The 23,670-nt window shown below is 42.8% G+C and carries 28 protein-coding genes, 2 pseudogenes and 1 other annotated feature; of the genes and pseudogenes, 21 read left to right on the forward strand and 9 right to left on the reverse strand.

From position 1 onward, the window contains the following. The first annotated feature begins 310 nt into the window (after positions 1–310). Together ACXN9U_RS02510 and ACXN9U_RS02515 are read left to right on the forward strand one after the other, a co-directional pair. Complete coding sequence (locus tag ACXN9U_RS02510) at positions 311–1,306, forward strand: tyrosine-type recombinase/integrase (RefSeq protein WP_060964696.1); 996 nt, start codon at positions 311–313, stop codon at positions 1,304–1,306. A gap of 138 nt (positions 1,307–1,444) precedes the next feature. Next, a pseudogene (locus tag ACXN9U_RS02515) lies at positions 1,445–1,555 on the forward strand (phage terminase small subunit); the annotation flags it as partial. 213 nt (positions 1,556–1,768) lie between these two features. Here the strand turns inward: ACXN9U_RS02515 and ACXN9U_RS02520 are convergent. After that, the gene (locus ACXN9U_RS02520; protein WP_060964698.1) at positions 1,769–2,218 is read right to left on the reverse strand and encodes a MerR family transcriptional regulator; all 450 of its coding nucleotides are present in this window, start codon (positions 2,216–2,218) and stop codon (positions 1,769–1,771) included. A 170-nt stretch (positions 2,219–2,388) separates the two neighbouring features. On the opposite strand from ACXN9U_RS02520, the gene ACXN9U_RS02525 reads away from it, so the two are divergent. Continuing rightward, the gene (locus ACXN9U_RS02525; RefSeq protein ID WP_060964699.1) at positions 2,389–3,240 is read left to right on the forward strand and encodes an aldo/keto reductase; all 852 of its coding nucleotides are present in this window, start codon (positions 2,389–2,391) and stop codon (positions 3,238–3,240) included. A 441-nt stretch (positions 3,241–3,681) separates the two neighbouring features. On the opposite strand, the gene gdh is transcribed toward ACXN9U_RS02525, so the two are convergent. From gdh to sigK, 5 genes are all read right to left on the reverse strand, one after another. Continuing rightward, entirely contained in the window at positions 3,682–4,467 is a 786-nt protein-coding gene (gene gdh, locus ACXN9U_RS02530) for a glucose 1-dehydrogenase (RefSeq protein ID WP_060964700.1), read from the reverse strand. Positions 4,468–4,537: 70 nt separating this feature from the next. After that, positions 4,538–5,389, reverse strand: a complete 852-nt coding sequence (locus ACXN9U_RS02535) for a RhaT/GlcU family sugar-proton symporter (RefSeq protein WP_489202480.1) — start codon at positions 5,387–5,389, stop codon at positions 4,538–4,540. A gap of 533 nt (positions 5,390–5,922) precedes the next feature. Further along, positions 5,923–6,558 carry an FMN-dependent NADH-azoreductase gene (locus tag ACXN9U_RS02540; RefSeq protein ID WP_060964702.1) on the reverse strand — a complete coding sequence of 212 codons (636 nt, stop codon included), beginning with the start codon at positions 6,556–6,558 and terminating at the stop codon, positions 5,923–5,925. A gap of 71 nt (positions 6,559–6,629) precedes the next feature. Continuing rightward, a complete protein-coding gene (locus ACXN9U_RS02545) occupies positions 6,630–6,947 on the reverse strand; it encodes a winged helix-turn-helix transcriptional regulator (protein ID WP_060964703.1) in 318 nt (105 codons plus the stop codon). 529 nt (positions 6,948–7,476) lie between these two features. Further along, complete coding sequence (gene sigK / locus ACXN9U_RS02550; protein WP_438420269.1) at positions 7,477–8,205, reverse strand: RNA polymerase sporulation sigma factor SigK; 729 nt, start codon at positions 8,203–8,205, stop codon at positions 7,477–7,479. A 179-nt stretch (positions 8,206–8,384) separates the two neighbouring features. Beyond that, positions 8,385–8,614 (forward strand) — a binding site (T-box leader). Positions 8,615–8,661: 47 nt separating this feature from the next. On the opposite strand from sigK, the gene ACXN9U_RS02555 reads away from it, so the two are divergent. Both ACXN9U_RS02555 and ACXN9U_RS02560 read left to right on the forward strand, forming a co-directional pair. Next, the gene (locus ACXN9U_RS02555) at positions 8,662–9,918 is read left to right on the forward strand and encodes an MFS transporter (protein WP_489202135.1); all 1,257 of its coding nucleotides are present in this window, start codon (positions 8,662–8,664) and stop codon (positions 9,916–9,918) included. After that, positions 9,884–10,354, forward strand: a complete 471-nt coding sequence (locus ACXN9U_RS02560) for a GNAT family N-acetyltransferase (protein WP_489202136.1) — start codon at positions 9,884–9,886, stop codon at positions 10,352–10,354. Before ACXN9U_RS02555 ends, ACXN9U_RS02560 begins: the two co-directional genes overlap by 35 nt. Before the next feature lie 15 nt (positions 10,355–10,369). Here the strand turns inward: ACXN9U_RS02560 and ACXN9U_RS02565 are convergent, their stop codons facing one another. Then, positions 10,370–10,996: a TVP38/TMEM64 family protein gene (locus ACXN9U_RS02565; protein ID WP_049627059.1), complete on the reverse strand. Its 627-nt coding sequence runs from the start codon at positions 10,994–10,996 to the stop codon at positions 10,370–10,372. Between the two features lie 110 nt (positions 10,997–11,106). On the opposite strand from ACXN9U_RS02565, the gene ACXN9U_RS02570 reads away from it, so the two are divergent. The 5 genes and pseudogenes from ACXN9U_RS02570 to ACXN9U_RS02590 all read left to right on the forward strand — a co-directional run bounded on the left by ACXN9U_RS02570 (position 11,107) and on the right by ACXN9U_RS02590 (position 13,480). Next, positions 11,107–11,250 carry a hypothetical protein gene (locus ACXN9U_RS02570; protein WP_489202137.1) on the forward strand — a complete coding sequence of 48 codons (144 nt, stop codon included), beginning with the start codon at positions 11,107–11,109 and terminating at the stop codon, positions 11,248–11,250. A 134-nt stretch (positions 11,251–11,384) separates the two neighbouring features. Next, positions 11,385–11,618: pseudogene (locus ACXN9U_RS02575) on the forward strand (peptidoglycan-binding domain-containing protein); the annotation flags it as partial. A gap of 113 nt (positions 11,619–11,731) precedes the next feature. Continuing rightward, positions 11,732–12,466, forward strand: coding sequence for a polysaccharide deacetylase family protein (locus ACXN9U_RS02580; protein WP_438420266.1), 735 nt, complete (start codon positions 11,732–11,734; stop codon positions 12,464–12,466). Positions 12,467–12,538: 72 nt separating this feature from the next. Continuing rightward, positions 12,539–13,270, forward strand: coding sequence for an SGNH/GDSL hydrolase family protein (locus tag ACXN9U_RS02585; protein WP_049627056.1), 732 nt, complete (start codon positions 12,539–12,541; stop codon positions 13,268–13,270). Positions 13,271–13,345: 75 nt separating this feature from the next. Beyond that, positions 13,346–13,480: a hypothetical protein gene (locus tag ACXN9U_RS02590; RefSeq protein WP_016938886.1), complete on the forward strand. Its 135-nt coding sequence runs from the start codon at positions 13,346–13,348 to the stop codon at positions 13,478–13,480. Between the two features lie 129 nt (positions 13,481–13,609). On the opposite strand, the gene ACXN9U_RS02595 is transcribed toward ACXN9U_RS02590, so the two are convergent. Continuing rightward, positions 13,610–13,750 (reverse strand): sporulation histidine kinase inhibitor Sda, encoded by a 141-nt coding sequence (locus ACXN9U_RS02595; protein WP_003152850.1) that lies wholly within the window; start codon positions 13,748–13,750, stop codon positions 13,610–13,612. Between the two features lie 361 nt (positions 13,751–14,111). On the opposite strand from ACXN9U_RS02595, the gene ACXN9U_RS02600 reads away from it, so the two are divergent. From ACXN9U_RS02600 to ACXN9U_RS02635, 8 genes are read left to right on the forward strand one after another with little or no spacing between them, the layout of a single operon-like run. Beyond that, positions 14,112–14,630: a YqeG family HAD IIIA-type phosphatase gene (locus tag ACXN9U_RS02600; RefSeq protein ID WP_014470710.1), complete on the forward strand. Its 519-nt coding sequence runs from the start codon at positions 14,112–14,114 to the stop codon at positions 14,628–14,630. Positions 14,631–14,632: 2 nt separating this feature from the next. Then, positions 14,633–15,733: a ribosome biogenesis GTPase YqeH gene (gene yqeH, locus ACXN9U_RS02605; RefSeq protein WP_060964709.1), complete on the forward strand. Its 1,101-nt coding sequence runs from the start codon at positions 14,633–14,635 to the stop codon at positions 15,731–15,733. 19 nt (positions 15,734–15,752) lie between these two features. Beyond that, the gene (gene aroE / locus ACXN9U_RS02610; RefSeq protein ID WP_060964710.1) at positions 15,753–16,595 is read left to right on the forward strand and encodes a shikimate dehydrogenase; all 843 of its coding nucleotides are present in this window, start codon (positions 15,753–15,755) and stop codon (positions 16,593–16,595) included. Then, positions 16,589–16,879, forward strand: coding sequence for a ribosome assembly RNA-binding protein YhbY (yhbY, locus tag ACXN9U_RS02615; RefSeq protein WP_003152858.1), 291 nt, complete (start codon positions 16,589–16,591; stop codon positions 16,877–16,879). Before aroE ends, yhbY begins: the two co-directional genes overlap by 7 nt. 10 nt (positions 16,880–16,889) lie before the next feature. Continuing rightward, the gene (locus ACXN9U_RS02620) at positions 16,890–17,459 is read left to right on the forward strand and encodes a nicotinate-nucleotide adenylyltransferase (protein ID WP_016938889.1); all 570 of its coding nucleotides are present in this window, start codon (positions 16,890–16,892) and stop codon (positions 17,457–17,459) included. After that, on the forward strand, positions 17,449–18,009 hold the full coding sequence (gene yqeK / locus ACXN9U_RS02625; protein ID WP_060964711.1) for a bis(5'-nucleosyl)-tetraphosphatase (symmetrical) YqeK: 561 nt from the start codon (positions 17,449–17,451) through the stop codon (positions 18,007–18,009). The genes ACXN9U_RS02620 and yqeK overlap by 11 nt, the downstream gene beginning before the upstream one ends. A 16-nt stretch (positions 18,010–18,025) precedes the next feature. Further along, positions 18,026–18,382, forward strand: coding sequence for a ribosome silencing factor (gene rsfS, locus ACXN9U_RS02630; protein WP_016938891.1), 357 nt, complete (start codon positions 18,026–18,028; stop codon positions 18,380–18,382). Continuing rightward, positions 18,379–19,116, forward strand: a complete 738-nt coding sequence (locus ACXN9U_RS02635) for a class I SAM-dependent DNA methyltransferase (RefSeq protein ID WP_489202138.1) — start codon at positions 18,379–18,381, stop codon at positions 19,114–19,116. Before rsfS ends, ACXN9U_RS02635 begins: the two co-directional genes overlap by 4 nt. A gap of 68 nt (positions 19,117–19,184) precedes the next feature. Here ACXN9U_RS02635 and comER read toward each other — a convergent pair whose 3' ends face one another. After that, positions 19,185–20,006: a late competence protein ComER gene (gene comER / locus ACXN9U_RS02640; protein WP_489202139.1), complete on the reverse strand. Its 822-nt coding sequence runs from the start codon at positions 20,004–20,006 to the stop codon at positions 19,185–19,187. Between the two features lie 58 nt (positions 20,007–20,064). Here comER and ACXN9U_RS02645 point away from each other — a divergent pair, with 58 nt between their 5' ends. The 3 genes from ACXN9U_RS02645 to ACXN9U_RS02655 all read left to right on the forward strand — a co-directional run bounded on the left by ACXN9U_RS02645 (position 20,065) and on the right by ACXN9U_RS02655 (position 23,666). Continuing rightward, the gene (locus ACXN9U_RS02645; protein ID WP_489202140.1) at positions 20,065–20,679 is read left to right on the forward strand and encodes a helix-hairpin-helix domain-containing protein; all 615 of its coding nucleotides are present in this window, start codon (positions 20,065–20,067) and stop codon (positions 20,677–20,679) included. Positions 20,680–20,744: 65 nt separating this feature from the next. After that, a complete protein-coding gene (locus tag ACXN9U_RS02650; RefSeq protein WP_016938895.1) occupies positions 20,745–21,314 on the forward strand; it encodes a ComE operon protein 2 in 570 nt (189 codons plus the stop codon). Next, positions 21,315–23,666, forward strand: a complete 2,352-nt coding sequence (locus ACXN9U_RS02655) for a DNA internalization-related competence protein ComEC/Rec2 (protein WP_060964715.1) — start codon at positions 21,315–21,317, stop codon at positions 23,664–23,666. Positions 23,667–23,670: the final 4 nt, after the last annotated feature.

The raw sequence follows: 23,670 nt of genomic DNA on the forward strand, positions 1-23,670 counted from the left end.
ATGTTAATCAACAACATTTGTTAGAATAGTTAGCATACGGATCGGTAAACCGTCAATGTACAATAGAAGCTCTTATTGATATTCTTATCGACAAAAAGGTATTTACAGAAGAAGAATTCGTTAAATACCAAATGCACCATTTAGAACATTCAGCTGATGAGCATTCTGCGGAGCTTTTAGGTATCAGTAAGGAAGATTACATCAAGAGCAGAAAATAAAGCATCCTGTAGGGTGCTTTTTTGTCGACAAATTTTGCAAATGGTTCCATTATCATTGTTTTTCGTCGATAATAAGATGGGAGATGAGTAAAATGGAACAAATATTTGAATCTTTTCTTGAAAGTGTACCTTATACATATTTCACTCATTTGAAGGCTTTTAAAGATTATCTGAGACATTTAAAGGTCACTGATGATACAATTATAGATTTTCTCCAAGGTGTTAGAACAGAAAGGATAATTGATTCTTTAAAATTCAATATTGAAAATCGATCACAGAGCAAGAAAAAAATTTTTAAAAAAGAAACTGCTTATATGTATAGTGTTGTTATAAAAAAATTTTTTATGTATCTCCAATCTGAACATTGTATCAAGAACCTCGACTTTGAAAGAGAGTTAAATTTATCAGCTAGCAATCATTCATCATATAGATATAAAATGAATGAATTTATCTCAAACAACTCTATATTAAAAGACAGTAGCGGTTTTAATACATTACTTGAAGAAGAGGTTAATGATCTTATTAAGCAATGTGATGAAACATTAAATTCAGATGATATATATATAAATGCCTTTGAAGAGAAAAGATATTTTAATAAATTTAGATCAGCAATAATCATTAAATTGATAATATTAACTGGGGTACGCTATGAAATAATTTGCAACTTGAAAAAAAATAATCTAGACCTTAAATATAACAATTTAAAGATAAATGATTATTCTGTGCCTTTACCTAATAATTTCAGAGATCAATTTGAAAAATATTTAAAATTAGTAAATGAACTTACTTTTAAAAAAGATAACGATTTTTTACTTATTGAATTTGAGGGAGAGCAATTAAAAAAGATTACAGCTGATACGGCTAACTTCTTAAAGAATAGTATAGATAGAAGTGATTTAAATGGTCTAATAAAATACTCCGTGGTAAATATGTTGAAACATGAAATGAATGAACACGTAATAAGGAAGTTAACCGGAATTGGAACTAAATTTTATGAGCAGTGCCTCGAAGAAGTTGTTGATCTAAATAAGGACAATAGACACTTAAACTCTATTTTCATGTCAATGGCTTCTTTTAGTACTTTATAAACTAGATACCTCAAAGGGTATCTTTTTTTGTACTTTTTAATACTCAGAATATGCAATTTAGTCAACGTAATGAATTGAGTTGTTTTAGAAATTACTTTCCAAAACAACTCAATTCAAAGCAGGCGGCGGTGGATGTAGATGGCAGAAAAGTACATTCAAACGCATAAAGACTACCTTAAAGTTATGAAATACAAGGACCTTGCCGAGAAGTACGGAGTGTCAGTGAACACCATTAAATCGTGGAAACAACTGACACACTTGAAAACAACATCGAACAAGAAGTCGCATCCAGATGCGACCTCTATTAATAGAAAGTAACCTTAAGAAAAAATTTAAGGACTTGCAGCCCTATGGCCGTATAAACAAATTTAATCCCTTCATAATATGTCATCAAACTTAGCATATTCAATATGGATTCTAATTTAGGAGTTTAAGAGCCATTGATGTGCTCATAAATATCTCTCACACTTTCCGAGCATCTGGCGAGTAAAATACGTCACTATGCATATGCTGTATTTTTTCCCAGTTGGCGGGATTGGTTGTATCAAAAGAGCGGTGCTCCATGATGGCCTGATATAGGGCGGTTTTTTGTTCCAAATGGGCAATGTGCTGTTTGGCTTCTTCGAGCTGGGCGAGCGCATCTTCTTTATGCTCCATCATGAGTGTGTACCGTTGTGGAATGGTCGAATCTCCTTCAAGACAGAGATTCACGTACGTTTTAATAACTTCAATCGGCATCCCGGATTGCCTGAGGCATTTGACGCCAAACAGCCAGTTGATTGATTCTTCGTCGAACAAACGAATATTGTTTTTATTTCGTTGTACGCTCGGCACCAGGCCTTTATCCGTGTAAAAGCGCACCGCATGCTCGGTGAGTCCGGTTATCATCGCTGCTTCTTTGACTGTATGCATGTGTAATCCTCCTTTGAAATTTTTTTAAAAAAGTGCTTGCCTTCGTGTTACATGAAGGTAATAAGCTTATTATAACGCAAACCAGCCGCAGCGGAATTCATTCTGCAGTGCCCGATTTTCGGGATGCGTGCCGTTTGTCGTTCTACCTTTGAACAATAGGAGGAATTACAATGCAAACCGTAACATTAAACAATGGAGTGAAAATGCCAATTATCGGCTTCGGTGTGTACCAAGTCCCCGATGCTCAAGAATGTGAAAACGCAGTATATGAAGCGCTGATGGCCGGTTACCGCCTGATTGACACCGCTTCCGGTTACCTAAACGAGGAAGCAGTCGGACGTGCAATCAAGCGGAGCGGCGTACCGCGTGAGGAGCTATTCATTACGACCAAGCTCTGGATTCAGGATGCCGGCTATGAAAGCGCCAAGACAGCCTTTGCCAAATCATTGAGTAAGCTGCAGCTGGATTATCTTGATTTATACCTTATTCACCAACCATACGGCGATTACTACGGCGCTTGGCGTGCGATGGAGGACTTGTACCGTGAAGGCAAAATCAGGGCAATCGGAGTCAGCAACTTCTACCCCGACCGTCTTATGGATCTCATCATGCATAATGAAATCGTGCCAGCCGTCAATCAAGTCGAAACACATCCATTCTATCAGCAAAAAGAAAGTGCTGCTTTTATGAAAGAGCAGGGAGTACAACACGAGTCGTGGGCACCGTTCGCTGAAGGACGCAATAACATGTTCAGCAACGAAGTGTTGACTTCCATTGCGGAAAAACACAATAAATCCGTCGCCCAGGTCGTGCTGCGTTGGCTTGTTCAGCGTGAAGTCGTTACGATTCCAAAATCGGTCCGCAAAGAACGGATTGTCGAAAACTTTGACATTTTCGATTTTGAGTTGAGCTTAGAGGATATCGAAAAAATTTCCACCCTTGATAAAGGAGAAAGTCTTTTCGGATCGCACCAAGATCCGAAAATTGTAAAAGCGATAGGCGCCATGAAATTCGATCTGTAACTTTTGATTGAACCGTAAATTGCGTACAGAGGGTGAATGGAAATTTCAATTATTGACATTAGAAAGCTGATATACTAAGTGTGTTGTGAAAATTTCGGCAATAAAGCGTGATCCAGCTTCAAATGTTGGTTTCAAAATTGCAGGAGATTAAGTTAGGGCTAGAGGAAGGGAAGAACCCTTCCTTTTTTCCTTGGACGGACTGAAAACAGTGCCCTTTTTCTGGCCAAATTGAATATAAAATGATATGCAGACAAAATACCGCAAAGCGCATGACTAATAAAAAAACGCACAAGTAGATAAAATGAACCTATTTGTTCAATACAATCAGCTGCTTTGAAAGTATATAAAAAAGGACACCAAACCAACAGCACTAGTGCTATAAGTTCAGTGTCCGCAGACTTCTATTTTTAATTTCTCTAAAGCCTTAAGGCCTTATTTTTATTAACCTCTTCCAGCTTGGAAAGAAGGATATTTCGTCATACCGCCATCTGCAAAGAGTGTAATACCCGTTACATAACTTGCTTCAGAAGATGCTAAGAATGCTGCTACTGCTGCTACTTCTTCTGGTTTACCGATGTAACCCATTGGAATCATGCTTTCAACATCTGCACGTTGTTCTGGATCTGCGAATTTTTCAGCGTTGATTGGTGTGTTCATCGCACCTGGTCCAATGTTATTTACGCGGATACCTTTTGGCGCATATTCAAGAGCCAATGTTTCCGTCATTAGTTTCATTCCGCCTTTACTTGCTGCATAGTGAACAAATAATGGCCAAGGAATCATTTCATGTACGCTGGACATGTTAATTACGTTTCCTTTAATGTCGTTTTCAACGAAATATTTGATTGCTTCACGGCTTCCTAAGAATGCACCTGTTAAGTTTGTATCAATAACTTTGTTCCAGTTATCTAGAGATAGCTCATGAGAAGGAACTGGGTTTTCAACACCAGCGTTGTTAATCATTACGTCTAGTGTACCGAATTCTTTAATAGCTGTTTGAACAAGATTTACAACGTCTTCTTCTTTTGTTACGTCACCTTGAACGATGATTGCTTGTCCGCCTGCTTCTTCTACTTCTTTTTTCGCATCTAAAGCTTCTTCTTCATGGTTGTAATAGTTAATAACAACTTTTGCTTCTTCTTGACCGAAGCGAACAGCCATTGCACGTCCCAGGCCTGTAGATCCGCCTGTAATTACGACTACTTTATCTTTTAAATCTTTATACATGATAAGTTCCTCCTGGTTCTAACGATTATTTTTTAATAGATATTCTTACTGTTTAGTTTCAACATGTATTTTAACTTTTTGCTATTCCCAGCAGCACTCCGCCTAAAATAATGAGCACAATGCCAATTGAAATCGAAATAAGCTGACGCTTTGTTTTCTTTTCGCCTAGTAAGAAGATACCTCCAAGCGTTGACACGACGATTCCCATTTGTGATAGTGAAAAACTTGTCGCTACCCCTACCTTAGGTTGGGAAATAAATAAGAACATATTACCCGCAGCCCATATAAGACCGGGAATAATGTTGCGAATTGTGTATTTATTAAAAGGCTTATGTTTATAAGTGAGGATGAGTCCGCCGATAAACATACCGATAGCTTGAGGGAATAAAGCCACCCAGCCATCAACGTTAAACAAACGTGCAACGACCACATATACTAAATACCCAATCGTAGATATGATGAGTGTGATAATGCCCTTCTTAAATTGCCCAGATTGCTCTTTACTTTTTTTGCTTTCAAGAGAGGTTAACACAATCCCAATCACGATAAAAATGAGGGCTAGTATTCCCAATAGAACTGTAGTGACTGTTGACCACTCATGAAAAACAATCACCCCAAACAAAGCTGTTGATACGAGCTGCATACCTGTTGAAATAGGCATCGTTTTAGAAACACCAATATATTCAATGGTTTTTAACTGATTACTTTGCCCAACAGCCCAAAACAACCCAGAAACGATTCCTACAATAAAGATAACGGGCGTCAAAACTGGATGAATAACAAGATAGGTAACAGCTGAAAAGATCAGTGCTCCAATCGTTGTTCCAAGTGTTTGACTATAAGGTCCTCCGCCTAACTTGACATTGAAGAGGACGATACTTCCCCAAAATACTGCAGGAAGAATGGCTAAGAAAATATCCATTTGATCCAAACCTTCTTTCCCAAACCCTTGATGTATTAAAAGTGGCTAGTTTTGTTTCGTCACTTTACGTTACTAATAGTAACTTAGGTAACTAAAATAGTCAACGATTTTATTTTACGTTTCTTTTTTCTGATTAGTTCTTCAATTAGACCATTCTTGATGTTTCGGGTCTGAAATAATAAAAATGGTTCATTTATATGAAATCTGATTTCAAAAGAAAAAATCAGTCGCAACGAAAAAAACTAACCTAAGTTACTATTGGTTACTTAGGTTAGTTTATCGCATAGGTGATGTGTGGTTTGTTAACTAACATATAAAAAAGAAAGGTGGATCTCAAATGGCAGAAACATTAATATCTGCTGGGAAAGTGTTTATTGAGGGAACGGTCGTATAAATCAAGCAGGTTGGAGGTGTGCGAGAGCTATTTACGTTTAAAGAAAAAGAGGAATAAGTATATGAAGATGTATAAAACAAAAAAGCTTGTAGAAACTTGAAGGGCCTTGATAAGGTTCAAGGCCTTATGATGTGTTGGATTAAAATTGTTTAGCCATCTCTTTGGCTTGCTGCATTGCTTTATCTTTAATTTGAGAAGCTTGTTCCGGAAACTTCATTTGCCCTTCAATAATAATGCTTTCAAACGATTTTATACCAAAGAAATCCATAACCGCTTCTAAGTATCGGTTTCCCATCTCTCTTTCCATTTCAGGACCATGTGAGTAGATGTCTCCCCGCGATTGGATATGGAGAGCTTTTTTTCCTTTTAGTAATCCTTTTGAACCTTCTTTAGTATACTTGAAGGTTTTACCTGACACTGCGATTGCATCAATATAGGTCTTCATGATGGCTGGAACGGAAAAATTCCACATAGGTGTTACAAAAATATATTTATCAGCTAACAAAAATTGTCCGCCTAATTCAGCTAAACGGGCGACTTTTAACCGTTCATCCGCTGATAAATCTTGAAGTGAAGCTTGAGAGCGAAGTTTTTTCCAACCATTAAATACATCTGCGTCTAGATAAGGAATATCAGCTTTATATAAATCTAAATGGACAACATCATCTTCAGGATGTGTTTGTTTGTAACTATCAATGAATTCTTTTCCTACGGTCATGCTGAGTGATTCATCTTCAGGCAGAGGATGTGCTGTGATATAGAGAACATTAGACATGGAGATCTTCCTTCCTTATTAGATAATTAAAAACAGCGCTGTGTTTATTGGCATAGATACTAAAAGAACTGTCAATCCTTGACCCAGCTTTCCGCCCATTGACTAATCGGTCCTAATATTTTTCCTAATTCTGTTCCTTTTTGAGTTAAAGAGTACTCAGAACGTATCGGACGATCGGGGATTACATTTCGGACAACAATTCCCTGTTCTTCTAATTCTTTAATCCGTTCCGTTAAAATCCTTCTGCTTAAGGACGGCATGCTCTCGCTTAACTCACTAAAGCGCTTAGGACCGCTCATTAGCACATAAATAATTAACCCTGTCCACTTTTTCCCAATTATCTCGAAGCTTTTTTCTACTTTAGGTTTTAAATCTTTCGACTCGCCCATATTATATGTCCTCCTTCAATAAATATGGATGAAAAATAACTTATGCATTTATTGTAACAAAAATAATGGAAATGTATTTGGGTACTTTGAATTAAAAAGGTTGATATCTCTTTTTTTAGTTACTTTTTGTCACTTTAGTTCCTTTTAGTATCAGGTGAATGAGCAGAATTTCTAAAATAATCAAATCATGATTGTGAAATGAAATATATTTTATTGATAACAATGTGCGGATATTAAAGGGAAATAATTCAATAACTTAAGTATAAATGAGTAATTGTGACGGTTAAATAAATTAACGATAAGAGGGAAATGAAATGCCTCTTATGTTGTATTGATCATGCCGCGTTCGTTATACATGATTGAACATATAAATGATGAGATATCAAGCTACATGTGGAGGTGAATAAACAGGGGGATATTCAGCTTTTTGATCCAGGTTGATAGAGTATATGTAAGGAACTGTCACATCTCTTTTTCAAAAAGTCTTCGTAAAACAGAAAAAGCCGGAATGTCAGATCCGGCTTTTCGCTTATTTTCCCTTAGATTTCTTACGCTTCTCTTTTTCCGCCCGGTAAAACTCATGAAACATCTTCATCAGCGCGCGTTTTTCAATCCGCGACACATAGCTTCTTGAAATGCCGAGCTCTTTCGCGATTTCGCGCTGCGTTTTTTCTTTTTTTAAATCAAGGCCGAAGCGGCCGACGATCACTTCTTTTTCGCGGTCGTCTAAAATGTCGATATATTTTTTGACCTTTTCAAGCTCCATGTTGAGCTGAATGGTGTCGATCACATCTTCGCTTTCCGACTTGAGGACATCGATCAGGCTTATTTCATTCCCTTCTTTATCCTGGCCGATCGGATCATGAAGGGAAACGTCTTTTTTCGTTTTTTTCAAGGCGCGCAGATGCATTAAAATCTCGTTCTCAATACATCGTGCGGCATATGTCGCAAGCTTCGTGCCTTTTCCGGCTGAATAGCTTTCGATGCCTTTAATCAGCCCGATTGTACCGATGGAGATCAGATCTTCTGCGTCTTCCCCCGTGTTTTCGAATTTTTTTACAATATGGGCGACTAAACGGAGATTATGTTCGATCAGCATATTGCGGGCGTGTTCATCTCCTTCGGCCATAAGGTCTAAGTATTTTTTCTCCTCATGATTTGAGAGCGGTTGTGGAAAGGCATTATTTTTCACGTATGATACTAAAAACACGAGTTCTTTCACAATAAACCCGAGCGCTGCAAAAACACCTGTCACCATCCTCACCTCCACAAAGTTATGTAGGCAAAAGCCTATATGTAACTGTATGTGGCAGTCAGGCTGTTTGTGTCTGTACAGGGAAATTAATCAAAGGCAAGTTTTATTTCTTACAGCCTCTTGATTTTTTCTGATTGAGCCTGTATATTGTTAAAAAAAGTAAGGTCGAAAAGAATATAACGTGAAAAGCGCTGAAGAGAAGAGTAGACAGATATCATTCATGACAGAGAGCTCCGGGAGCTGGGAAGGAGTATGAATGGATGTGTTGAAACAAACCTCTTAGCTTCGCATCGGAATCATGTAAAACGAGGATGATGCGGCGGATACTCCTGTTACCGAGTAAGCTTTGTACCGGCAAGGCCGGCGCCAAACCGAATTGAGGTGGCATAGCGGGCTGTTTCCCGTCCTCAAGACTTCATTGTCTTGAGGGCGTTTTTTATTTTCTGAGGGAGGGATAAGATGAAAAACTGGAAGTCTTGGCGGCAGCCGGTGCTTTTGTTAACCGGAATCGGGGTGGCGAATATTGGTGAATGGATTTATTTTTTGTCTCTTAATCTTATTGTCTTAAAAGAAACGGGGTCTGCTTTTGCAGTTTCCATTCTTTATTTAATCAGGCCTGCGGCTGTTTTGATGACAAATGGGTGGGCGGGCAGCATCATCGACAGGTGTAACAAACGGAGTATGATGATGTCGCTTGATTTCATCCGGGCTGGATTCATTGCCGTTCTGCCGCTGATGTTTACTGCATGGTCTCTATATTCCGTTTATTGTATCGTGTTTTTGATTCATATGGCTAATGCGATGTTTCGTCCGTGTTCCATGGCGTATGTGACGATGCTTATCCCGGCTGAAAGGAGAAAACGATTCAATTCACTAAGGGCTTTGCCGGAATCAGGGGCTTTTCTCCTCGGGCCGGCTGCGACCGGGCTGCTTTTTATCGTCGGCACGCCGATTTTTGCGATTTGGGTGAATGCGTCTGCTTTAATGCTGTCCGGTTTCATCACGATGATGCTGCCGAATCTTGAAAATGAGCCTCACGTACATTCTCCCAGACAGAAGCTTTCTTTGGCAGTGTGCAAAGAAGATTGGAAGCTCGTATATCGCTTCAGCCGAACGGCGCGAAACGTCATGATCATTTATTTTTTATTCAGTCTGGTCATGACCGTGATGTTGTCTGCACTTGATTCGCTTGAAGTCGCTTTTTCAAAAGAGGTTCTTCAGCTGACTGATGCTGATTACGGTTTTCTCGTCAGTGTGTCAGGGGCAGGGGTTATAGCGGGGGCGCTTGTCAATGTGTTCTTTAATAAAAAAATGCCGGCTTCTTTATTGATGGGAATGGGCTCTTTTTTCACAGCGGCGGGATATATGATTTATGCGTTTTCTTACGTTTTTTGGACGGCTGCTTGCGGGTTTTTCGTTCTGGCTTTTTTCTTGGCATTTGCCAATACGGGATTTCAGACGTTTTATCAAAAAAATGTTCCAGTGGACATTATGGGGAGGGTGGGCAGTTTTTATTCATTAGTTGAAGCCGTCTTCATTATATTGATAACGGCAGTTTTCGGAGCCGCGGCAGTCAGTTCTTCCGTCCGCCATATCGTCATCACAGGCGCAGCCGTTATGCTGATGTTGGCAGCCGTTTTATGCTCATTCTTACTTGCGGCCGCAAAAAGGAGGACACTTGATGGATTTCAAGCGAATCAATTTAAACAAACATAAAGAGACGGCCGTTTCATTTCGCAAAGATTCGTTTCTCGTCAGCTTTGGCACGGCGGATCATTTTAATAAGGATGAGTATCTCAGATGGCTGTCATCTCAAATTAAGAGCTTTCCCGACGGTTTTGTGCTGCTTTTTCATAACGGGCAGCCGATCGGACAGCTTGAAGCCTCCATTAAACTTTATCGCGATCAAAAAATCGGTTATGTGCACCTTTACTATATTACTGAGCGGCAGAGGGGAATGGGGTACGGGACGAAGCTCCATCAATACGCGAATCAGTTTTTCAGAACGAACGGTGTTTCGGAATATCATCTTAGAGTTTCTCCGGACAATAAAGCGGCCCTGTCATTTTACAAAAAGCAAAACCTGAAAGTGCTCGGTTCAGAATTAAACGGAAAGGTTCTAAGAATGAGAGGAGCCGTACCGCCGGTATAGAGGGCGGTACGCGCTTCATTTTTTCGTCGTTTTTAAAAGGCCGGGAAACTTTTTATAAATGACCGCCATTAACACGAGCATATACATTCCGTAAATTCCGAAAGACAGCAGTTTGTTGCTTGTAAATGAAGCGCCTGCGACTGTCACGATCACAATGTTCGGAATTTTGCCGAGCGCCGATGCGGAAAAAAAGATCGGCCATCGTATGTTGCTCAGCCCGCATACGGTATTCATGGCAAGCGACGGTATAATCGGAATCAGCCGCCCGAAAAGCACCGCCGTAAACGCGTGCTGATGGAATGAATCTTCATACTGGGCCGCGGCCGGGTAAGACCGCAGCTTTTTTCTGGCCCAGTCTCTGAATCCGTACCGGACGAGAAAAAACAAGGCCATTGTCCCGAGCATCGCGCCTGACAATGTAATCCACACCCCGTTTACAATCCCGAAGACCGCTCCGTTTAAGGCCGCGATAATGGCGAATGGAACAATCGGAAAAAATACGTCAGCTGCGACCAGCAGGATACTCATAAGCACGGCGTACATTCCGCCCGCCCGAATCATGCCGAGCCAGACGTCTTTTTGCATAAAACCGATCACCACAACAGCAATGATAACGGCAAGACTGAATCCTTTTTTTATCATCTGTACGTTCACCTCTTTTCAAATAGTATACAGTACAAATCTATCTCCTTCTATTAAAAAAGGGTGTCCGATAAGCGTGCTTTTGCATTGTTTAATAGGAGAGGGATAAAATGGTATCCATAAAAAAAGACCCGATACCGAAATCAAACGGCAACCGGCCGAGATATGCAATGGACCCGGATTATATTACCGTCCATCATACATCCAACACGGACGAGGGCGCAGACGCGAAGATGCGCGCAAAAAGCTCATGAAAGATCATAATATACCTCTTGATCGCGCCGTTCCCCATAAAAAATGGTCAGGAAAGAATTACCCCGGCAGGCTGCTGAACAGCTGGGAAGCCCTTTAAAAAAGGCATAAACGGCTCTGACGGCTCTGCAAATAAATCATTAAACTGACGACCCCTTATACAAAGGGCGAAAAGGTGACTCAAGTGAAAAGAGTCCTTGCCGCCGCTTATTTTTACCCTGATAAAAATGCGAAAAATCATGGAGTTGACGGAATATACGGACCCAAAACCGCCAATGCCGTAAAGCGGTTCCAAATCACGAACGGCTTACAGGCTGACGGGATTTACGGTCCGAAAACGAAAGACAAGCCGGAAGCAGTGCTGTCATAATTCGGAATTACCTGTTTCTTACAGAAAAAGCGGGTGATGTACATTAGTTGCGCGCAGAATGATTTTTAAAAAAGGGGACACGTTAACAGTAGTGTTTACTGGAGGTGTAAACGTTGAAATGCTTTCATCTGATCATTATGATATGCGTCCTCACGAGTCTCACTGCCGTGTCCGCCGATGCGAAATCATTAAAAAGAAGTGACATGGAGAAGACGGGAAACGTGTACTGGGACATAAGGTCTGAAAAAAAGAAACTGTCTTTAACCTTCGATGACGGCCCCCACCCTGTCTATACAGAGGCTGTGTTAGATGTGCTGAAACAGTACAATGTTAAAGCGACTTTTTTTTGTATCGGAAGCCGTATAGACAATTACCCGATAACGGCAAAGCGCATTATTGAAGAAGGACATGAAATCGGCAACCATACGATGAACCATGTATATTTTCACCGTCTGAAACGCAAAGACATTTTAAAAGAGCTTCACAGCTCAGCCCGCCATATCACATCGCTTCAGCCGGAAGGGGACAAGTTATTCCGTCCGCCGGGAGGATCGCTGAACCGTACGGCTTTCAAAAGCATCTTAAAAGAGGGCTATCACATCATCATGTGGTCTTGGAACCAAGATCCGAGGGACTGGAGAAGGCCCGGAAAAGGAAAAATCGTCAGACACGTTGTTTCACATGCCAGAGGTGGAGATATTATTCTTCTGCATGACGGCGGAGGTAACCGGCGCCAGACGGTTGAGGCTTTGAAAGAAATCATTCCCCAGCTGAAAAAGCAGGGCTACACGTTTGTTAAGGTTTCGGATTTGATCGGAGAGGATGCCGGCCCTTTTCATATCCAGTAAAGAGAGCGCCGCGTTGAAAGCCGCAAAAGAGACGTGTACCATATAGGATGTAAGGTTTGGGGGGAGAAAAAAATGAAGTTTGCTGTTCTTTTTATTACGATAGCCTGTCTGTTATCAGGATGCGCCGCGGGCAAAGAGAAAAGCGCTGTTGCTTTCGGTGACAGCAATACGCGCGGTTCCAATTGGGATTATCGTGATTATCCAAAGGCGCAGCAGTGGGTAAATATGTTAAAAACAACGGAACGCGGCCGTCTTACGGTTATAAATGCAGGGATAGGCGGTCAGACGACTGAGGATGCGCGCCTGCGATTTCAAAGCGACGTGCTTGACCGCAAGCCCCAATATTTATTTATCATGTTCGGAACAAATGATGCGGGCATTTTGACGGGACAACAGCCGCGAGTATCAAAGAAACGGTTTAAAGAAAACCTGACTTATTTTGTAAACGAAAGCCGAAAGCACCGTATAAAGCCGATTTTAATGACGTGCATCCCAGTTATAGAAGGAAACGGAACGCATCATCTCTATTACTATTCAAGATATAAAGCTTCAGCCTTTAAAGAAAAAGGAGGAGCGAGAAAATGGCATAATTCCTATAACGGCATTACAAGGCAGGTTGCAAAAGAGTTAAAAGTGCCTCTGGTGGATAATTGGAAACACTTTATACGCGCGGACGGCGGCAAAGATACAGACCGGGCGCTCATCCAATCCGGACTGATAGATCCTTCCGGAAATCACATGACGCCAAAAGGGGCCAGAATCTTAATTGAAGGCATAAAAAATGGGCGGATTTTGGAACGCTGACGCCGTCAGCTGCCTAAGCCGTTTTGCTCGTGCATCATAGGCTGTAGAAAAACATCTTTTTGGAGGCGATTTGCTATGAACCGCGGTTTCCCTCCGCCATATCCTGTATGCCCGCCTCCGCGGGTGAATGCGGGGTACTGGTACGCATTTTTTGTTGTGCTGCTCGTCGTTTTTCTCGTTCTGGGCGGCCTGTATTGGTTCAAAATTTAACAGCCGTCTTCTTAAACACCTCTGTAAGGGGTGTTTTTTGTTGAAAGTGGTAGTAAAGCGTATAACCGAAGTGATATAATATCAGTCATCTGAGTAAAAAAAGGAAATTCGCCCGGAAAATTTTTCTGTTTAAGAAGAAACGGAAATAATGTGTCCGAGCGATCTTCTTTTGATTTCGTTTTCAATTAACTCGATAAATTCACGGCTCAAATTCATTTCATTGGCTTTGAAATAAGATTCTATTAGTAATTCATCAGAAAGCTTTCTCATGCCGGGGACCCAATTAATGGGAGTGGCACCTCCTTAACAGTTGTAATCAATCATCAGACGCGAGCATATGATGGAAGGTTGCGTTTCATTCATGGTGAGGTTATCTTTAATCTACCATGAAATACAAATAAGAACAATCGTTCTGTTATCCACACTCATAAGTGGATAACTTGTTAGTATCTTGTTTATAATCTGGATAAATCCGGATGTAATAAGAGTGGATAATGTGTGTAATTTTATCCACAACTGGTGAAGAAACCCAATTCTTGTCGAAATTTTTTTGCTGAGTCCGACTTTGTTTTTAAATCCGACAGGTTTCGACATATAGATGATAGAAAGAAAAAAGGGAAGGGTGCGGGTTTTGTTAAAAAAGTTTTTTTTACCTGACGAATTTGTGAAAAATATATTTCATATCACACCGGAAAAGCTCAAGGAGCGCAATGTGAAAGGGATTATTACAGACCTTGACAATACGCTTGTAGAGTGGGACAGACCGAGTGCGACACCTCGATTAATCGAGTGGTTTGAAGAAATGAAGGAGCACGGCATTAAAGTCACGATCGTCTCCAATAATAATGAACGAAGAGTGAAATTATTCTCGGAGCCGCTTGGCATACCGTTTATTTATAAGGCAAGAAAACCGATGGGACGCGCCTTTAAAAGAGCCGTCAGCAGCATGGATCTGAAAAAAGAAGACTGTGTGGTCATCGGCGATCAGCTGCTTACTGATGTTCTCGGCGGAAACAGACACGGGTATCATACGATCCTTGTCGTGCCGGTCGCTTCCTCTGACGGGGTCATGACGCGCTTTAACCGCCGGATTGAACGGAGAATATTGAGTTCTTTGAAACGTAAAGGCCATATTCAGTGGGAGGATTAGAAATGGAAAAGGTTGTTTGCATCGGCTGCGGAGTAGCGATCCAGACCGAGGATAAACAAGGTCTCGGGTATGCGCCGAAGGCATCGCTCACAAAAGAGAATGTCATCTGCCAGCGCTGCTTCAGACTGAAAAACTACAATGAAATTCAAGATGTTTCATTAACGGACGATGACTTTTTAAATATCTTGCACACAATCGGCGATACTGACTCTCTTATTGTCAAAGTCGTTGATATTTTTGATTTTAACGGAAGCTGGATAAACGGACTGAACCGCTTTGTCGGCGGAAATCCGATCATCCTTGTCGGCAATAAGGCTGATATCCTTCCGAAATCCGTAAAACGGGAACGGCTCGTTCAATGGATGAAACGCGAAGCGAAAGAATACGGCTTAAAACCTCTTGATGTCTTTTTAATCAGCGCTTCACGCGGACAAGGGATGAAAGAAGTCATTGACGCCATTGAATATTATCGTGAAGACCGTGATGTGTATGTGGTGGGCTGTACGAATGTCGGCAAATCAACGTTTATCAACCGGATTATTAAAGAGGTCTCAGGGGAAGAGAATATCATTACCACCTCTCAATTTCCGGGCACGACGCTTGATGCAATTGAAATCCCGCTTGATGACGGGTCCGCGCTTTATGATACCCCGGGAATCATTAACCATCACCAGATGGCGCATTACGTGGACAAGCGTGACTTAAAGGTGCTGACACCGAAAAAAGAACTGAAGCCGCGCACTTTCCAGCTGAATGAGAAACAAACGCTTTACTTCGGCGGGCTTGCCCGGTTTGATTATGTTTCAGGCGATAAATCGGCGTTTGTCTGCTATATGCCGAATGAATTGATGATTCACAGAACAAAGCTTGAAAATGCTGACGCCTTATACGAAAAGCATGCGGGTGAACTGCTCACCCCGCCCGGGAAAGATCATTTGGATGAATTTCCGGAGCTTACGGCTCACACGTTTACGATTAAAGAAGGAAAGACGGATATCGTTTTTTCCGGTCTCGGATGGGTCACGGTGCAGCATGCAGATAAAAAAATAACGGCTTACGCTCCGAAAGGCGTACACGTATTTGTCCGCCGTTCATTAATATAGAGAGAAGGGGAGAGGGAGCATGAAACAATTGTACGGAGTAATCGGAAATCCGATCGGGCATTCAATGTCACCCGATATTCATAACGCGGCTTTGAAAGATAAGAACATCAACGGGCAGTATTTTGCGTTTCAGGTGGAACCTCACAACCTCAAGGACGCCGTTAACGGAATTAAAGCACTGGGCATCTGCGGAATTAATGTTACAGTCCCGCATAAAGTCGCGATCATGGAGCATCTGGATGAAATACATGAAAGCGCAAAAGTACTCGGGGCCGTAAATACCGTCAAAAGAGAGGGAGACAGGCTCATCGGGTATAATACTGACGGAGATGGATTTTATAAATCCTTAGTCAAAGTTTTGGACAAACCGATATCAGAGCTCTCCATTCTAATGATAGGAGCGGGAGGGGCGGCAAGAGCAATTTTTACGACGATCGTCCGCAAAGAGCCGAAACAGTTTGACGTTTGCAACCGCACGCCGGAAAAAGCAGAAAGTCTGATTGCGGCGGCTCCCTCTTTTCAGCAGAAACGCGCTCTTACATTAGAAGAAGCGGAAAATCAGCTTGAGCAATATGACGTCATTATTCATACAACATCTGTCGGCATGTATCCGAACACGGATGCCGTGCCGCTCTCATTGGAACGGGCCAAAACGGGCGCCATCGTTTGTGATATCGTATACAACCCGATTCAAACGGCGTTATTAAAAGAAGCTGAAAAAAGAGGTTTGACAACCCTTGACGGCGTCGGCATGTTTGTAGAACAGGCCGCACTGTCCTTCAAGCTGTGGACGGAACAGGAGCCTGACAGCGGCCTGATGAGAGCAATTGTTGAAGGAAAACTAGGAGGAACACAATGTTAACAGGAAAACAAAAACGGTTTTTGCGTTCAAAAGCGCATCATTTAACGCCTATTTTTCAAGTGGGAAAGGGCGGAGTCAACGAAAACATGGTGAAACAGATTGCCGAGGCTTTAGAGGCAAGAGAGCTGATTAAAGTCAGCGTGCTTCAAAACTGCGAAGACGATAAAAACGATGTCGCAGAAGCCCTTGTGAAAGGCAGCCGTTCTCAATTGGTACAGACGATCGGAAATACGATCGTATTGTATAAGGAATCAAAGGAAAATAAACAAATCGAGCTTCCGTAAGGTGGTTGACATGAAGAAAATCGGAATATTCGGGGGCACATTTGACCCTCCGCATAACGGTCATCTTCTGATGGCTAATGAAGTCCTTCATCAGGCGGAGCTCGATGAGATTTGGTTTATGCCGAATAAAATTCCCCCGCATAAGCAGAATGAAGACTTTACCGACAGCCGGCACCGGGTTGAGATGCTGAAGCTTGCCATCAGCTCAAATCCCGGTTTTAAGCTTGAGCTTGCGGAAATGGAGCGGAAAGGTCCTTCTTATACCTATGATACCGTCCGTTTACTGAAGGAGCGGCACCCGAACGACAAGCTTTTCTTTATTATCGGGGCGGATATGATTGAATATCTGCCGAAATGGTACAAACTGGACGAACTGCTTACACTCATTCAATTTATCGGAGTGCGGCGCCCGGGGTATCATATTGAGACCCCGTATCCGCTGCTTTTTGCCGACGTTCCGGAATTTGACGTATCGTCAACGATGCTGAGAGAACGTCTCAAAGCAAAAAAAACGACGCAATACTTAATGCCGGATAAAGTGAGGCAGTATATAGAGGAGAATGATTTATATGAATCGTGAGGAAGCACTTGCCTGCGTCAAAGAACAGCTGACCGAGCATCGCTACATCCACACAATCGGCGTGACAGATACGGCGGTTATTCTCGCAGGCCGGTTCGGAGCAGATCCGAAAAAAGCGGAAATGGCGGCTATTTTTCATGATTACGCCAAATTCCGGCCGAAAGAAGAAATGAAGCAGATCATCGTGCGGGAAAAAATGCCGGCTGAGCTTTTGGATTACAATGCCGAGCTCTGGCATGCTCCTGCGGGGGCGTATCTGGCTGAGAAAGAAGCGGGGATCACTGACCCGGAGATCTTAGACGCGATCCGCTATCACACGTCAGGGCGTCCCGGAATGACCCTTTTAGACAAAGTCATTTACGTGGCGGATTACATTGAACCCGGCCGCCATTTTCCGGGAGTAGAAGAGGTGCGGCGCCTGGCGGAAACGGATCTGAACGAAGCGCTTATACAAGCGCTGAAAAATACAATGATATTTCTGATGAAAAAAAACCAGCCGGTCTTCCCGGAGACGTTTGCAACCTATAACTGGCTGGTGTCTCAAAATTGACAGGAGGAATATGGAAATGGATCAAGCTTCCGTATTAAAAATCGCGGCAAAAGCATGCGACGATAAACGTGCAGAGGATATTTTAGCGCTGGACATGGAAGGAATCTCACTTGTAGCGGATTACTTTTTAATCTGCCACGGGAATTCTGATAAACAGGTTCAGGCAATTGCGCGTGAAATTAAAGATCAGGCAGAAGAAAACGGCATTGATGTCAAAAAGATGGAAGGGTTTGATGAGGCCCGCTGGATTTTAGTTGATCTCGGCGACGTCATTGTCCACGTTTTCCATAAAGATGAAAGAAGCTACTACAATCTTGAAAAGCTATGGGGCGACGCGCCGCTCGCAGAGCTTGAGCTCGGCTTGAACTCATGATTTACCAAGGCTTCGCCGGCGTATATGACGAGTTAATGTCCCATGCGCCGTATGATGAATGGGCGGACTGGATCGAAGCGTCTCTTCCGGAAAAGGGAAAGGTGCTTGATCTTGCCTGCGGAACCGGAGAAATATCCATCAGGCTTGCTGAAAAAGGCTGCGAAGTCACTGGGATTGATTTGAGTGAAGACATGCTGAGCTGTGCCCAGCAGAAAAAAACGGGAAAGCCGATTCTTTTTCTCCAGCAGGATATGAGAGAGCTTTCCGGTTTTGATGAACAGTTTGATGCCGTAGTCATCTGCTGTGATTCCCTCAATTACTTAAAAACGAAAAATGATGTCTTGAGCACCTTCAAAAGTGTTTTTCAAGTTTTGAAGGAGGGCGGCCTGCTTCTGTTTGACGTCCATTCCCCATATAAAATGACGGAGCTTTTTCCGGACAGCACCCATGCGGACCAGGATGAGCAGATCAGCTATATTTGGCAAAGTTTTGCCGGCGATGAAGAGCTTTCTGTCATCCATGATATGTCCTTTTTCGTGTGGAACGGACAAACTTATGACCGCTATGACGAGACGCATGAGCAAAAAACATTTTACATTGAAGAATATGAACAAATGCTTGCAGAGACAGGATTTGAACTGAAGAAAGTGACGGCTGATTTTACAGACCGGCCTCCTTCAAGAGAGTCCGAGCGTCTTTTCTTTACGGCAGGCAAACCAAAAACCATCGTTTAAACAAAACGATGGTTTTTAAAATGTATTTTTGCCGATTGGCACGTTATAGCGTTTTATGGCATACTCATTTACACGTGAAATTGCTTCTTTACTAAAGATATATCTTCATCGTATTTGTCATGTGTACGCTGAAAGACACGGTTGAACATATCCTGTACACCGCTTTCAAGCGCCTTCAGTCCTTCTCCGGTGACGCCGCCTTTAACGCACACTTTCTCCTGCAAGGCGGGAAGGGTGTAATGCCCTGTTTCCAGAAGCTTTCCGAGACCGACAAGCATTTCCGTCGACATAATGACGGCTTCTTCTTTGGTAATGTCCGTTTCTTCCACTGCCGCGTCAATAAAGCGTTGAACGAGATAACTCATAAAAGCAGGGCCGCAGCTGACAATGTCTGACGCCGCCCTTGTTATGCCACTATTGATTTCTACAGGCTTTGAAATATGAGTGATCAGGGTTTGGATATCCGCTTTTGTAGCCTCACTGCAGCTATTGCCGAACGTAACAAGCGAGACACCGGCAAAGGCGCGGTTTGTAATGCTTGGAATGACACGGGCCGTCTGGCACGGAACCGTATGTTCAATCTGTTCCGTTTGAACAGGGCTGGTAATGGAGATTAAAATGTGATCTTTCCGTAAATGAGGTGTGAGCTTCTTCAGCAAAGGATATATATCCAGCGGTTTTACACAAATGAATATCATTTCATTTTCCTGTACGAGCTTTTCCTGATCCTTGGTGACATGGATGCCGCTGAAACGCTCTTTTAGTTTTAATGCTTTTTCGATTGTTCTGTTTGTGATGGTGATATGTGAGGGATCGGCAGCGTTTGATTCAATTAACGATTCAATCAGGATCGTTCCCATGTTTCCGGTGCCGATAAAGCCTATTTTCAATGAATTCCCCTCCTTTTTCCCTTAATCCTCTAAACCTTATGCGGGGAGGCAATGCAATATGACGAAAGCGATGATGACGGAGCAGATGCGGCGGAACCTGAAAATTCTGGGTGTTTGTCTTGCGGCAGGAGCGATTTTTATCTGCATTTGGCTGTTTCATCCTGAAAAAGAAGAACCGGTCAAACAGCAGTCCGTGCTCGGCCAAACAGCCTCAGCATCCGGCACGGACAAAACAGACACCGCAGACGATAAGATTATGATTGATATGAAAGGCGCGGTCCGAAATCCCGGCGTGTATGAAATGAAGGCGGGAGACAGAGTGACACAAGCCATTGAAAAAGCCGGCGGCCTGAAGGAAAAGGCGGATGAACTGAATGTTAATTTAGCAGAGCAGCTGCAAGACGGGACGGTCGTTTATATTCCGAGTGAAGGCGAAGAAGAGAATCGCCCGAAAACCGCAGCAGGTGAGAAGGAGGATGCGCCTGTCAATATCAATACGGCAACTCTGGACGAACTTCAGGCGATTTCCGGTGTGGGGCAGAAAAAAGCGGAAGCGATTATCGCCTACCGGGAAGAAAACGGACGGTTTCAGACTGCTGAAGATTTGATGAAGGTATCAGGTTTTGGAGAAAAGTCATTTGAGCGGATAAAAACTTCCATTACAGTAAAGTGAATTGACGGTTTTGCTCAAAACTATGTAAACTTAGAAAAGCAACAAGACTTTTGGAGGGAACACTTGTGGAACGAATCTCATGGAATCAATATTTTATGGCGCAAAGCCATTTGCTGGCGCTGAGAAGCACATGTCCGAGACTGTCAGTCGGGGCAACCGTTGTCAGAGACAAGCGGATGATTGCCGGCGGGTACAACGGTTCAATTGCCGGCGGCGTCCATTGTGCTGATGAAGGATGTCTTTTAATAGATAATCACTGTCAGCGGACCATACATGCAGAGATGAATGCAATTCTGCAATGTTCTAAGTTCGGTGTGCCGACTGAGGGCGCCGAAATTTATGTAACGCATTATCCTTGTATTCAATGCTGTAAATCAATTATTCAGGCGGGCATCAAAACGGTCTATTATGCCGAAGATTACAAAACACAGCCATACGCAAAAGAGCTGTTCACCCAAGCCGGAGTCAAGGTGGAACAGGTTGAACTTGATGAAATGATCATTGATCTGAAAAACCGCGAAAAATTGTCTTTTGTAGCGGGTTTGATTCAGCAATTATCTGATGCGGGAGTTAAGGCGGATGAACTGAAAAAAATTCATGAACAGGCTAATGAGCTGTTTACCAGTTACGTATAAATGAAATATAAATACCTTCTTCTGCCTCTGGCGGCGGTTTCTGCAACCGCGGGAATTGCCGCCGCAAATTTCTTCTGGGTTCTATTCTTTTTTCTTCTGTATCTTCTCTTTCTTTTTGTAAAAACAAAGCAGTACACACCGTTTATCGTCAGCCTCGTTTCTTTTTGTCTTTATTTCTTTCTGTATACGGTTTGTGACGCTGCGAATGTATCCCGGTATCAGGGCGGGAGCTATACTGAACAGGCCGTCATCACAAATATTCCGAAGGTTGACGGGGCGAAAATGTCTGCCGTTATCCGAACGCATGACAAAGAAAAATGGGCCGCTTCATACAAAATCCGGTCTCTTGAAGAAAAAAGTCTCATTGAACAGCTGGAACCGGGGATGCGCTGCGTGTTTACCGGCTCTTTGGAACAGCCCGGACATGCGACGATTCCCGGAGGTTTTGATTATAAGGAACATCTTAATTCTCAGCATATTCACTGGTTATTTTCCGTGACTTCCATTCAGCAGTGTGAAAAATCCGGCATGCCGCTGTATAAATTGCTCAACATCAGAAAGAATTTGATTTCGATCATTCAAAATCACGTGCCTGAATCCTCTGCCGGAATTGTAGAAGCGCTGACCTTAGGTGAAAGATTTTCTATAGAGGACGATATACTGAACGCTTATCAAAATCTGGGAGTCGTTCATTTAATGGCCATTTCCGGAATGCATGTCGGTCTGATTACCGCGGGAATATTTTATGTTCTGATCAGAATCGGGCTGACAAGAGAAAAGGCGGGGGTTTTGCTGCTGTTTTTTTTACCGGTGTATACGCTGTTAAGCGGTGCGGCCCCGTCCGTATTGCGCGCATCTCTCATGCTGGGATTTTATATCGCCGGAACTCTTTTTAAACGCAGAATTCATTCCTCGGCTGCATTGTCTGTGTCTTATCTGCTGCTCCTCATGTTTAATCCTTACCTCCTTTGGCAGGCGGGCTTCCAGCTTTCTTTTGCGGTAAGCGCCGCTTTAATTCTGTCATCCTCCATTTTAAAGAAAGCAGGGAAAAGAAGATTTGCCGCGCTAGCGATGGCCTCATTCATTGCGGAGCTCAGTTCGCTTCCGTTTCTGCTCTATCATTTTCAGCAGATTTCGCTTGTCAGTTTTCCGATGAATATGGTGATGGTGCCTTTTTATACGTTATTTGTCATTCCGTTTTCGGTCATCGGTTTCCTTCTTCTCTTACTTTCAAGGCAGGTCGGGGAATGTTTGTTTTATATGTTTGACCTTGTGATGAAGCCTGTGCATGATTTCATGACGTATGCGGCATCCGTTGATTTATTTACAATGATTGTGTCAAAGCCTGACTTTCTTTCCCTTCTTCTGCTTGCGGTTTCCGTGTTTACGCTATTTGCAGCTTTGGAAAAGGGCGGTTTTTTGAAACTCAGGAAATCGCCTCTTTTTTTCTGCGCGGTTTTGGTTTATTTAATGTTCCGTCCTTATTTCAGTCCCTGGGGAGAAGCGGATATGCTTGATATCGGGCAGGGAGACTCGCTGTTTATAAGTGCGCCGCACCGCAAAGGAACCGTAATGGTTGATACAGGGGGAGTGGTGGCTTATCCAGGAGAATCATGGAAAGAAAAACGCCACCCGTATTCTATCGGTGAGAAGGTTTTGATTCCGTTTTTGAACGGAAAAGGGGTGAAAAAGCTGGATGCGCTGATTTTAACCCATGCGGATCAGGATCATATCGGGGAAGCCGGAGTATTAATCAAAAAACATAGAGTCAAACGGCTGATTGTTCCCGTGGGATTCGTGAAGGAACCGAAGGATCAGGACATATTGAAGATGGCGAAAGAAAACAACATTCCCGTTGCCGAAGCAAAGCGGGGCGACACCATTACAGCCGGTCATCTTCAATTTCAGGTGCTGTCCCCGGAGTCGTCTGACGGAAGAAGTAAAAACGATTCGTCACTGGTGCTTTGGACAGTTTTAGGCGGAGTGAGCTGGCTTTTGACGGGAGATTTAGAATCGGACGGCGAAACGGAAGTGCTGAAAGCGTATCCGAATCTGAAGGCTGATATATTGAAGGCCGGTCATCACGGCAGCAAAAGCTCTACGAGTGAAGCCTTTTTGAAACAGCTTCAGCCGGAAGCGGCACTGATTTCAGCAGGTGAAGATAATCGTTACCATCATCCGCATGAAGAGGTGCTGGATCGTTTGAAAGCGTACTCTGTCAATGTGCTTCGCACCGATCTCAGCGGAACGATTCAATACAGATTTAAAAAAGGCGCCGGAACGTTTTCTGTCTTTCCTCCATATGATATAGAAGAAACCAGGGCGCAGGAAGTAAAAAAGACTGCCGATTGACAGC

Source organism: Bacillus sp. BACIII, assembly GCF_057836745.1.